Source organism: Actinotalea sp. JY-7876, assembly GCF_014042015.1.
Taxonomy (GTDB): Bacteria; Actinomycetota; Actinomycetes; order Actinomycetales; family Cellulomonadaceae; genus Actinotalea.
Genome location: NZ_CP059493.1, coordinates 1,383,134 through 1,394,972, shown reverse-complemented (window position 1 = coordinate 1,394,972; position 11,839 = coordinate 1,383,134). Strand labels below are relative to the sequence as shown.

The window sequence follows — 11,839 nt, the reverse complement described above, 5'->3', positions numbered from 1 at the left end:
CGCGCAGGCGACCCGCGCGCGATCCTATGGCCGCGGCGGCGCGCGTCCCCGGGTCCTTCGGGCGCGGGCAGCCCGCCGGGCCTGGGGACGGCGGCGCCGTGTCGGACGTGCTGGGCACACTGGGGGCGTGCCTCACGCGACGAACTCCCCTGTCACCCCGGCCCCGACCCCGGTCGCGACCCCGGACGGCGACCTGCGCGCGCAGGCCGAGGCGGCGCTGCGCCGGCTGGTCGGCCGCGACGACGCGCGGCTGCGCGACGACCAGTGGGCGGCGATCGACGCGCTCGTCACCGACCGCCGGCGCGCGCTCGTCGTCCAGCGCACGGGCTGGGGCAAGTCGGCGGTGTACTTCGTCGCCACCGCCCTGCTCCGGGCCCGGGGCGCCGGACCGACAGTCATCGTCTCGCCGCTGCTCGCCCTGATGCGCAACCAGGTCGACGCGGCGCGCCGGGCGGGGATCCGGGCGGAGACGATCCACTCGGCCAACACCGACGAGTGGCAGGCGGTGCACGAGCGCGTGGCCGCCGGCGAGACCGACGTGCTCCTCGTCTCGCCCGAGCGGCTCAACAACCCGGGCTTCCGCGACGACGTCCTGCCGCGGCTGGCCGACGACGCCGGGCTGCTGGTCGTCGACGAGGCCCACTGCGTGTCCGACTGGGGCCACGACTTCCGCCCCGACTACCGGCGCATCCGCACGCTGCTCTCCGAGCTGCCCGCCGGCACGCCCGTGCTCGCGACGACGGCGACGGCGAACGAGCGGGTGACCCACGACGTCGCGGAGCAGCTCGCCGCCGGGCTGCGGGCCGACGACGGCGCGCAGGTCCTGGTCCTGCGCGGCTCGCTCGACCGCGAGAGCCTCGCGCTGGCGGTGCGCGAGCTGCCGGACCACGCGTCGCAGCTGGCCTGGCTGACCCAGAACCTGCCGCGGTTCGAGGGCTCCGGCATCGTCTACTGCCTCACGGTGGCGGCGGCCGAGCAGGTCGCCGCCCACCTGCGCGGGGCCGGGCTGCCCGTGCGGGCCTACACCGGGCAGACCGAGCCCGCCGAGCGCCTCGAGTGCGAGCAGGACCTCCTGGCGAACCGGGTCAAGGCGCTGGTCGCGACGTCGGCGCTGGGCATGGGCTTCGACAAGCCCGACCTCGCCTTCGTCGTTCACCTCGGGGCGCCGAGCTCCCCCATCGCGTACTACCAGCAGGTGGGTCGCGCCGGTCGTGCGACCTCGCGGGCGGACGTCGTGCTGCTGCCCGGGAGGGACGACCGCGCCATCTGGGACTGGTTCGCCTCGATGGCGTTCCCGCCCGAGCGTGAGGTGCGCGCCACGCTGGCGGCGCTCGAGCAGGACGGCGGGACGCTCTCGACCGCGGCGCTCGAGCCGCGGGTCAGCCTGCGGCGCGGTCGGCTCGAGACCATGCTCAAGGTGCTCGACGTCGACGGCGCCGTGCAGCGGGTGCGCGGCGGGTGGCGCTCGACGGGCGAGCCGTGGGCCTACGACGCCGAGCGGTACGCGCGCGTCGCGGCCACCCGGGACGCCGAGTCGCGCGCGATGCTCGAGTACGTCGCCACGACGGGCTGCCGGATGGCCTTCCTGCGCGCGGCCCTGGACGATGCCGACCTGACCCCCGGCTGGCAGTGCGGCCGCTGCGACCGGTGCACGGGCACGACGCAGGACGCGGCCCCGGACGCCGACGCGGTCGCCGCCGCGCGCGGCGCGCTGGCCGTGCCGGGCGTGGAGCTCTCGCCCCGGCGGCAGTGGCCGAGCGGGATGTCGGCGCTCGGCGTGCCCCTCAGCGGCAAGATCGCCGCCGGTGCGGCCGCCGAGGCCGGCCGGGCCGTCGCACGCCTGGACGCGCTCGGCGTCGGTGGCGTGCTGCGCGCCCTGTTCACGGGTGACGCCGCGCCCGACGGCCCGCTGCCCGTCGCGCTGCGCACCCCCGTGCTCGAGGTGCTCGACGCGTGGTCCCTGGGCCACGTGGACGGTGTGGTCGTGGTCCGCTCAGCGAGCCGGCCCCGGCTCGTCGAGCACCTCGCCGCCGGGGTGGCCCGCCACCTCGGGGTGCCGGTGGTCGGCGCCGTCGTCCCGGAGGACGGCCTGGTCTCGCGGCACGACGTCAACAGCGCCCAGCGGCTCGCCGACGTCGTCCGGCGCCTGCGCCTCGACCTCGGCGCCGCGGCGCGCGACGGGCTCCCCGGACGAACCGTGGTGCTCGTGGACGACCGGTACGACACGGGTTGGACCGCGACCGTCGCCGCCCGCCTGCTGCGCGAGGCCGGCGCCGCCGCGGTCCACCCCTTCGCCCTCGCGCAGGGCTGAGCCCTGCCGCACCGCCGGCGCCCGCGCCCGGTCGGTGGAGCCGGACACCGTACCAGCACGGAGCGTGGTGCCGTCGCGCGGAGCGACGTGGCACGAGTGCGGAGCGACCCGACGTCGTGCGGACATGTCAGCTCACCGGCGCGGAGCGTGGTGCCATCGCGCGGAGCGATGTGGCACGAATGCGGAGCGACCCGACGTCGTGCGGACATGTCAGCTCACCGGCGCGGAGCGTGGTGCCATCGCGCGGAGCGATGTGGCACGAATGCGGAGCGACCCGACGTCGTGCGGACATGTCAGCTCACCGGCGCGGAGCGTGGTGCCGTCGCGCGGAGCGATGTGGCACGAGTGCGGAGCGACGTGCCGTGGCGCGGAGCGTCGTGCCGCCAGCGCGGAGCGACGTGGTGCGACACGCCGGCGTGTCGTGCCACGACGCTCCGCGTGGGATGGGGGCGCGCGGCGCAGGGAGGGAACGCGAGTGGCCTGGCGTGCTACGGAGCGGCGTGCTTCGGAGCGGCGTGCGACCGGCGCGGAGCGACGTGGGGTCTTGCGGAGCGATGTGCCCCGAGCGCGGAGGGTTGTGGTGCGACGCGCCGGGCGTGTCGTGGCACGACGCTCCGCGGTGGGGCGGGAGTGCGCGCGTCGGCAGGGCGGCCCGAGCGGCCGCAGGGAGGGAGCGCGAGGGCCGGACGGGAGGACGGCGCGCCCGGTGGGTCAGGGGGTGGAGCCGGTGGGTCAGGGGGTGGAGCGGGGCGGTGTCTCGGCGAAGCGCGTCTGGACCGCCTCGCCGTGGGCCGGGAGATCCTCGTCGCCGGCGAGGGCGACGATGCGGTCCGCCACCTCCGCGAGCGCGTCCCGGCCGTACTCCACGACCTGGACCGGGCGCAGGAAGCTGTGGACGCCGAGCCCGCTCGCGTAGTGCGCGCAGCCGCCGGTGGGGAGCACGTGGTTCGACCCGGCCATGTAGTCGCCCAGGGACACGGGCGAGTACGGGCCGACGAAGATCGCACCCGCGCTGGTCACGCGCTCCGCGACCTGCGCCGCGTCCGCGGTCTGGATCTCGAGGTGCTCGGCGCCGTAGGCGTTGACCACGGCCAGGCCCTGCTCGAGGTCGTCGACCAGCACCACGGCCGACTGAGGGCCCCGCAGCGCCGTCGCGACACGCTCGCTGTGCCGAGTGGCACCGACCACGGAAGGCAGGAGCTCCTCGACGGCGTCGGCGAGCGCCACGGAGTCGGTCACGAGGACCGACGCCGACGTCGGGCCGTGCTCGGCCTGGGAGACCAGGTCCGCCGCCACGTGAGCCGGGTCCGCCGTGCGGTCCGCGAGGACCGCGATCTCGGTGGGGCCGGCCTCGGAGTCGATCCCGACGACGCCGCGGACGAGGCGCTTCGCGGCGGTGACGTACTGGTTCCCCGGGCCCGTGACGACGTCGACGGGCTCACAGAGGACGGCGCCGTCGCGCTCGTCCTCGCCGTCCGCCCCGTACGCGAGCATCCCGACGGCCTGCGCGCCGCCGACGGCGTAGACCTCGCTCACGCCGAGCAGCGCGCAGGCGGCCAGGATCGTGGGGTGCGGGAGACCGCCGTTCTCCTTCTGCGGCGGGCTGGTCACCGCGAGCGACGCCACCCCCGCCTCCTGCGCCGGCACCACGTTCATGACGACCGACGAGGGGTACACGGCGAGCCCGCCGGGCACGTAGAGGCCCACCCGGCGCACGGGCAGCCACCGCTGGCGCACCTGGGCGCCCGGACCGAGGTCGACGCTCGACGGCGCCGGGACCTGCGCCGCGTGCACCGTGCGGACCCGCCGGATCGCCTCCTCCAGCGCGGCGCGCACGTCCGCGGGCAGCTCGGCGAGCGCCGCGCTCAGCGCCTCGGCGGGCACCCGCAGGTGCTCGGGGCGGACGCCGTCGAAGCGCTCGGCCAGGTCGCGGAGGGCGGCGGCCCCGCGCGCCCGGACGTCGTCGAGGATCGGCGCGACGCGCTCGGCGGCTCCGGCGACGTCGAGCTCGGGCCGCGGCAGCGTCGCGGTCAGCTCGCGAGGGGTCAGGGTGCGACCACGCAGGTCGATGCGGGAGATCACGTCGTGAGTCTAGGTCGGCGGCGATCCGCGCCGGAATCGCGACCGGGCGGCGACGGCAGTCCCACCGCCGGGGACGCCGGCCGGCCGCGACTGGCAGACTCGGGGGGTGGCTCCCCAGGACGTGCAGGACGTACCGGTCGACGAGGCCGGCATCCGCCTCGGTCAGTTCCTCAAGCTCGCGGGCATCGCCGAGTCCGGCGCGCACGCGCGGGCCCTCCTGGAGGAGGGCGAGGTCCGGGTCGACGGCGAGCTCGAGCAGCGACGAGGCCGCCAGCTCGCCACGGGCGCCGTCGTGGTGGTGTCGCTGCCCGACGGCGAGCACGCCTTCCGCGTCGCCTGACGCGCCCGGCACAGGACCGCTCGCCGCAGCGGTCGACCGGGCGGTCGACCGGGGCTGCGGCCACCACGGGGGCCGCAGCCTCGCGCGCGTCAGCGGGTCATGTAGTCGGACCCGAGGACGCGGTCGGCCGTGATGCGCAGCACGACCCGCTGCGGGTCGTGCTCGAGCCGGCGGTAGCGGCGCGCGTACCGCCGCACGGCCTCCTCCACCTCCGCCGGGTCCTCCTCGACCGTCGCGAGGCCCTCGAAGGTCAGCCAGCGGCCACCGTCGACCTGGCAGACCGCGACCCGCGCACCGCCCGCCTCCTGGGCGTTGCGGACGTGGCGCACCTTGGCCGAGGTCACGCGCGTGGTGATGCGCAGGACCCCCAGCGACGGGTCCCACGTGAACCCGACCGGCACGACGTGCGGCGTGCCGTTCGGGCGCAGGGTCGTCAGGGTCGCCAGGTGCCGCTCCGTCACGAAGACGTGCTGCTCGGGGGTCAGGTGGATCACCGGGCGAGTCTAGGTCCGCCCCCGCAGGCCGGCCCGGCCGTCACCCCGTCAGGCAGCCGGGGCCCAGCAGCACCTTGAGGTCCGCGAAGAGCGCCGGCGAGCGGTCGATCCGCAGGCTCTCCTCGAGCCGCATCACGGTGGCGCGTCCGGGCTGCGTGAGCTTGAGGTGCACCTCGGTGACGCCCGGGTGGGTCGTCAGCACCTCGCGCAGCCGCTCCACGACGGGCGGCGTGCACCGCGAGACCGGCAACGTGATCATCACCGGCTTGCTCTCGACGGCGGAGACGTCGGGCAGCCACACCTCGACGGCCTGGAGCTGCATCGTCTCGTCCCGGCGGCGCACGCGGCCGCGGACCGTGATGATCGCGTCCTCCGCGAGCACGGTCGAGTAGGCGAGGTACGTCTCACCGAAGAACATGATCTCGACCGAGCCGTCGATGTCCTCCAGCGTCACCGCCGCCCACGGGTTGCCGTTCTTCGACATCTTCCGCTGGAGCGACGTGACGAGACCGCACACCGTGACCATCGAGCCGTCCGCCCGCGCGTCGTCGGCGTTCAGCGCCGTGATCGAGCAGTCCGCCGCGGCGGCGAGCACGTGCTCCAGGCCGGCGAGCGGGTGGTCCGAGACGTACAGCCCGAGCATCTCGCGCTCGAAGGCGAGCCGCTGCTTCTTGTCCCAGTCCGGCACGTCCGGGACGTCGACCGTGAAGGTGAGCCCCGCGTCGTCGTCGTCACCGCCGAAGCCCGCGAACAGGTCGAACTGGCCCTCGGCCTCCTTGCGCTTGACCCCGACGACGGCGTCGACCGCCTGCTCGTGGACCAGCAGCAGCGCCCGGCGGCTCGGCGCGAGCGAGTCGAACGCGCCCGCCTTGATGAGCGACTCGATCGTCCGCTTGTTGCAGACCACGGCCGGGACCTTGTCGAGGAAGTCGGTGAACGACGTGAAGTCGCCCTTCGCCTCGCGCGTCGCGACGATCGCGTCGACGACGTTGGCGCCCACGTTGCGCACCGCGGTGAGGCCGAAGCGGATGTCGGTGCCGACGGCCGTGAAGTTCGCCGACGAGGAGTTCACGTCCGGCGGCAGCACGGTGATGCCCATGTGGCGGCACTCGCCCAGGTAGAGGGCGGACTTGTCCTTGTCGTCGCGCACGCTCGTCAGCAGCGCGGCCATGTACTCCGTCGGGTAGTTCGCCTTGAGGTAGGCGGTCCAGTACGACACGACGCCGTACGCGGCGGAGTGCGCCTTGTTGAAGGCGTAGTCGGAGAAGGGCAGCAGGATGTCCCACAGCGTCTTCACGGCGTCCATCGAGTAGCCGCGCTCCTGCATGCCCGCGGAGAAGCCGGCGAACTGCTTGTCCAGCTCCGCCTTCTTCTTCTTGCCCATCGCGCGCCGCAGGATGTCGGCCTGGCCGAGGCTGTAGCCGGCGACCTTCTGCGCGATCGCCATCACCTGCTCCTGGTAGACGATCAGGCCGTACGTCTGACCCAGGATCTCCGCGAGCGGCTCGGCCAGCTCGGGGTGGATCGGCACCACGGGCTGCACGCCGTTCTTGCGCAGCGCGTAGTTGGTGTGCGAGTTCGCGCCCATCGGGCCCGGCCGGTAGAGCGCGCCGACGGCGGAGATGTCCTCGAAGTTGTCGGGTCGCATCAGGCGCAGCAGCGTGCGCATGCCCCCGCCGTCGAGCTGGAACACCCCGAGCGTGTCGCCGCGACCGAGCAGCTCGAACGTCGCCGGGTCGTCGAGGGTGAGGTCCTCCAGGACCACCGGGTCCTTGCCGTTCAGCTCGATGTTCTGCAGGGCGTCGTCGAGGATCGTGAGGTTGCGCAGCCCCAGGAAGTCCATCTTGATCAGGCCGAGGCCCTCGCAGGTCGGGTAGTCGAACTGCGTGATGACCGCGCCGTCCTGCGGGCGACGCATGATGGGGATGATGTCGATGAGCGGCTCGCTCGACATGATGACGCCTGCCGCGTGCACGCCCCACTGCCGCTTGAGGCCCTCGATGCCCTTCGCGAGCTCGACGACGCGCTGGGCGTCCGGGTCGGCCGCGTGGACCTGACGGAACTCCTCGGCCTCGTTGTACCGCTTGTCGGCGGGGTCGAAGATCCCGGTGAGGCTGATGTCCTTGCCCATGATCGCGGGCGGCATCGCCTTGGTGAGCTTCTCCCCCATCGCGAAGGGGAGGCCGAGGAGGCGCGAGGAGTCCTTGAGGGCCTGCTTGGCCTTGATGGTGCCGTAGGTGACGATCTGGGCGACGCGGTCCTCGCCGTACTTCTCGGTGACGTAGCGGATCACCTCACCGCGCCGGCGCTCGTCGAAGTCGACGTCGAAGTCGGGCATCGAGACGCGGTCGGGGTTGAGGAAGCGCTCGAAGATGAGCCCGTGCTGGAGCGGGTCGAGGTCCGTGATGCGCATCGCGTACGCGGCCATCGAGCCCGCGCCCGAGCCGCGGCCCGGGCCCACGCGGATCCCGTTGTCCTTGGCCCAGTTGATGAAGTCGGCGACCACGAGGAAGTACCCCGGGAACCCCATCGAGGTGATGACCTCGGTCTCGAACTCGGCCTGGCGCCGCACGTCGTCCGGGATGCCGCCCGGGTAGCGCACGTGCAGCCCGCGCTCGACCTCCTTGATGAACCACGAGGTCTCGTCCTCACCGGGCGGGCACGGGTAGTTCGGCATGTAGTTCGCCGACGTGTTGAACGAGACCTCGCACTGCTCGGCGAGCAGGAGCGTGTTGTCGCAGGCCTCCGGCAGCTCCGCCCAGATGCGCCGCATCTCCTCGGCGGACTTGACGTAGTACCCGTCGCCGTCGAACTTGAACCGGTCCGGGTCCGCGAGCGTCGAGCCGGAGTTGATCGCCAGCAGGGCCTCCTGGAAGGAGGCGTCCTCGCGCCGCGTGTAGTGCAGGTCGTTCGTGGCCAGGAGCGGCGCGCCGATCTCCTGGGCGATCCGCAGGAGGTCCTTCTGCACGCGCGTCTCGATGTCGAGCCCGTGGTCCATGAGCTCGACGTAGAAGTGCTCCTTGCCGAAGATGTCCTGCAGCTCGCCCGCGGCCCGCAGCGCCTCGTCGTAGTGCCCCAGGCGCAGGCGGGTCTGGATCTCGCCCGACGGGCAGCCGGACGACGCGACGAGCCCGGACGCGTAGGTCGAGAGCAGCTCGCGGTCCATGCGCGGCCACTTGCCCATCTGGCCGTCGAGCGACGCGAGCGAGCTCGCGCGGAAGAGGTTGTGCAGGCCCTCGTTGTTGCGCGCCCACATGGTCAGGTGCGTGTACGCGCCGCTGGCCGAGACGTCGTCGTCCTTCTGGTGGGCCTCGCCCCACTTCACGCGCGTCTTGTCGAACCGGCTCGTCCCCGGGGTCACGTACGCCTCGACGCCGATGATCGGCTTGATCCCGGCCCGGGTGGCCTTGCTCCAGAAGTCGAACGCCCCGAACAGGTACCCGTGGTCCGTGGTGGCGATCGCGGTCTGGCCCTGCCGCGCGACCTCGGCGAAGAGCTCGTCGAGCTTGGCGGCGCCGTCGAGCATCGAGTACTCGGTGTGGACGTGCAGGTGGACGAAGTCAGAACCTGCGGCAGCCATGGCGCGATTCTAGGCGGCCCCACCGACACCGCGGACGACCCGCCACTGCGGTCGAGGTCGCGTCGGCGCGCCGCGCGCGCGACGTCAGTCGGTCGCGCGCAGCGCGTCCCACGCCGAGCGCAGGTCGTCCGGGTAGTCGCTCGTCACCTGGGTCCAGGCCCCCGTCGCCGGGTGGTGGAACCCGAGGCGCATCGCGTGCAGCCACTGCCGGGTCAGGCCGAGGCGCTGCGCCAGCGCCGGGTCCGCGCCGTACGTGACGTCGCCGACGCACGGGTGGCGCAACGCGGCCATGTGGACCCGGATCTGGTGGGTCCGCCCGGTCTCCAGGTGCACCTCGACCAGCGACGCGGCAGGCACCATCTCGAGCACCTCGTAGTGCGTCACCGAGGGCTTGCCCGAGGCCGTGACGGCGAACTTCCAGTCCGACGTCGGGTGGCGGCCGATGGGTGCGTCGATCGTCCCGGTCGTCGGCTCGGGGTGGCCCTGCACGACGGCGTGGTACACCTTCTCGACCGTGCGCTCCTTGAACGCCCGCTTGAGCACGGTGTAGGCGCGCTCGCTCTTGGCGACGACCATGAGGCCGGACGTGCCGACGTCGAGCCGGTGCACGATGCCCTGCCGCTCGGCCGCGCCCGACGTCGAGATCCGGTAGCCCGCCGCGGCGAGCGCCCCGACGACGGTCGGGCCGGTCCACCCCGGCGACGCGTGCGCGGCGACGCCGACGGGCTTGTCGACCACGACGACGTCGTCGTCGTCCAGCAGGATGCGCATGCCCGGCACGGGCTCCGCAGCCGCGGCGGCCGCGGCGGCCACGGGGCCGTCGAGCGCCTCGACGTCGACCTCGAGCCAGGCCGACGCGACGAGCCGGTCGGACTTGCCCACCGGGCGACCGTCGAGCGTCACCGCCCCCGCGGCGGCGAGCTCCGCGGCGCGCGTGCGGGACACCCCCAGGAGGCGCGACAGGCCGGCGTCCACCCGCTCGCCCGCGAGCCCGTCGGGTACCGGGAGGGAGCGCAGGCCGCTCACTCGCCGACCGCCCCGGGCCGCGCCACGGGCATCCCGCCGTCCCCGTGCGCGTCCCGCTCGCGCGTCCCGTCGTCGACGGGCGCGCCGGCGTCCGTCCCGCCGTCGTCGGGCGCCTCGTCGGACGCGTCGTCCGTCGCTGCGCCCGGCGCGTGGTCCGCGTCGCGCGTGCCGTCGACCCGGATGCCGCGGAAGCTCAGCAGCACGATGAGCCCGGCGGCCGCCACGATGGCGATGTCCGCGACGTTGCCGACGAACCAGTCGCCGTACGCGATGAAGTCGACGACGTGGCCGCGACCCACGCCGGGCGGGCGCACCATGCGGTCGACCAGGTTGCCCACGGCGCCCCCGAGGAGCAGGCCGAGTGCGACGGTCCAGCCGCGCGAGCCCAGGCGGCTCGCGACGCGCAGGATCACGACGGCGACCGCGACGGCGGCGACCGTCAGTGCCCACGTCATGCCGTCGGCGAGGCCGAGGGCCGCACCGGGGTTGTGCAGGAGGGTCAGTCCGAGCAGGTCCCCGAGGACGGGCGTGCGCTCACCCTCGGTGAAGGTCTGCAGAGCCCAGGCCTTGGAGGCCTGGTCGATCGCGAGGACGGCCACGGCGAGGAGCAGGAGCCGGACAACAGGGCGCACACGCGCCGGGCGGGACGCCACGATTCAGCGACGCTCCTGGCGGGCCTTGCAGGTCACGCAGAGCGTCGCGCGCGGGAAGGCCTGGAGCCGCGCCTTGCCGACCGCCTGACCGCAGGACTCGCAGGTCCCGAAGCCAGGCTCGCCCACCCGCGCGAGCGCGTGGGCGTTCTGCTCGAGCAGGTCGCGCGTGTTCAGGACGAGCGTGAGCTCCTGCTCGCGCTCGAGCGCGCTCGAGCCGGAGTCGGCCTGGTCGTCCCCCGCCCCGTCGCCGGAGTTGCGCAGCAGGGACGAGAGCTCGGCATCGGCGGTCGTGAGCTCGACCCGCAGCCGCGCCATCTCGATCGTCAGCTCCTGCGCGATCTGCTCGACCTCCGCCAGCGTCCAGGGCTCCTCGCCGTCCCGCACCGGGAAGGTCGAAACCAGGCTCGCCAGGTTCGGCATGTCGTGCGGCGGCGGGTTCCCGACGGTGGGGCCGACCGTGTCGTCGATGGCCATGGCACTCCCTTGCAGAAGGTCACGCGAGAGTAGACCTCCCACGGGTGACGCACAACGCACCACACCAGACGAGCCGGTGTGGTGCGTCGTGACGTCGGTCATACGGGTGCGGGCCCGACCGGACCCGCGGGCGACCCTTCGCGGTCAGCCGTTGAACTGCAGACCCTGCTCGTTCCCGCCGCGCGGCGCGACGGACGTGCCTCGCGCGTCGAGGTCGCCCAGCAGGTTCTCGAGGTAGCTCTTGAGGCGCGTGCGGTAGTCCCGCTCGAACACCCGGAGCTCGTCGATCTTGCGCTCGAGGAGGCTGCGCTCCTGCTCGAGCTGCGACAGCGTGCGCGCCGACGTCTCCTCGGCCTCCCGCACGATGCGCGTGGCCTGCGACTTGGCGTCGGCGACGATCCGGTCGCCCTCCTCCTGGCCGGAGCGCACGTAGTCGTCGTGCAGCTTCTGCGCGAGCTGCAGCATGCCGGTCGCGGACTCGGGCTCGGAGAGCCGCTGCGACGCGGTCGGGGCCTGGGCGGTGACGCGCTCCTGGGCGACGGGCGCCGCCACGACCGGCGCGGGGGCCGGCTCCGGCTCGGGCTCCGGCTCGGGGGCGGGCGCCGGCGCCGGTGCGGGCGCGGGCTCCGGACGGTCCTGCGGCTGCGCGAACGGCGACGAGGTGCCGCCACCGTTGTTCCGGCTCAGCTCGGCGACGCGGCGCTCGGCCGCGGCGAGCTTCGCCTTGAGCTCCTCGTTCTCGGCAGAGACCGCGCGCAGGGTGTTCACGACCTCGTCCAGGAAGTCGTCGACCTCGTCCTGGTCGTAGCCCTCCCGGAACTTGGTCGCCTGGAACTTCTTGTTCAGGACGTCATCTGCCGTGAGCAGAGCCATGGGTTC

General features: G+C 73.8%; 9 protein-coding genes. 2 read left to right on the top strand and 7 right to left on the bottom strand.

Annotated elements, in window-relative coordinates:
• The first annotated feature begins 127 nt into the window (after positions 1-127).
• Complete coding sequence (locus H2O74_RS06580; protein WP_255491829.1) at positions 128-2,311, top strand: RecQ family ATP-dependent DNA helicase; 2,184 nt, start codon at positions 128-130, stop codon at positions 2,309-2,311.
• 732 nt (positions 2,312-3,043) lie between these two features.
• Here the strand turns inward: H2O74_RS06580 and hisD are convergent.
• Entirely contained in the window at positions 3,044-4,393 is a 1,350-nt protein-coding gene (gene hisD, locus H2O74_RS06575) for a histidinol dehydrogenase (RefSeq protein ID WP_182113657.1), read from the bottom strand.
• Positions 4,394-4,499: 106 nt separating this feature from the next.
• Here hisD and H2O74_RS06570 point away from each other — a divergent pair, with 106 nt between their 5' ends.
• Positions 4,500-4,733 carry an RNA-binding S4 domain-containing protein gene (locus H2O74_RS06570; RefSeq protein WP_255491828.1) on the top strand — a complete coding sequence of 78 codons (234 nt, stop codon included), beginning with the start codon at positions 4,500-4,502 and terminating at the stop codon, positions 4,731-4,733.
• Positions 4,734-4,822: 89 nt separating this feature from the next.
• Here H2O74_RS06570 and H2O74_RS06565 read toward each other — a convergent pair whose 3' ends face one another.
• The 6 genes from H2O74_RS06565 to H2O74_RS06540 form a co-directional block, all read right to left on the bottom strand.
• Positions 4,823-5,227 (bottom strand): pyridoxamine 5'-phosphate oxidase family protein, encoded by a 405-nt coding sequence (locus tag H2O74_RS06565; RefSeq protein ID WP_182113656.1) that lies wholly within the window; start codon positions 5,225-5,227, stop codon positions 4,823-4,825.
• Positions 5,228-5,267: 40 nt separating this feature from the next.
• Positions 5,268-8,807, bottom strand: coding sequence for a DNA polymerase III subunit alpha (gene dnaE / locus H2O74_RS06560; protein WP_182113655.1), 3,540 nt, complete (start codon positions 8,805-8,807; stop codon positions 5,268-5,270).
• Positions 8,808-8,891: 84 nt separating this feature from the next.
• Complete coding sequence (locus tag H2O74_RS06555; protein ID WP_182113654.1) at positions 8,892-9,833, bottom strand: RluA family pseudouridine synthase; 942 nt, start codon at positions 9,831-9,833, stop codon at positions 8,892-8,894.
• Positions 9,830-10,465: a signal peptidase II gene (lspA, locus tag H2O74_RS06550; protein ID WP_255491827.1), complete on the bottom strand. Its 636-nt coding sequence runs from the start codon at positions 10,463-10,465 to the stop codon at positions 9,830-9,832. The genes H2O74_RS06555 and lspA overlap by 4 nt, the downstream gene beginning before the upstream one ends.
• A 24-nt stretch (positions 10,466-10,489) precedes the next feature.
• On the bottom strand, positions 10,490-10,960 hold the full coding sequence (locus H2O74_RS06545) for a TraR/DksA family transcriptional regulator (RefSeq protein ID WP_370525847.1): 471 nt from the start codon (positions 10,958-10,960) through the stop codon (positions 10,490-10,492).
• 144 nt (positions 10,961-11,104) lie between these two features.
• Positions 11,105-11,833: a DivIVA domain-containing protein gene (locus H2O74_RS06540; protein ID WP_182113653.1), complete on the bottom strand. Its 729-nt coding sequence runs from the start codon at positions 11,831-11,833 to the stop codon at positions 11,105-11,107.
• Positions 11,834-11,839: the final 6 nt, after the last annotated feature.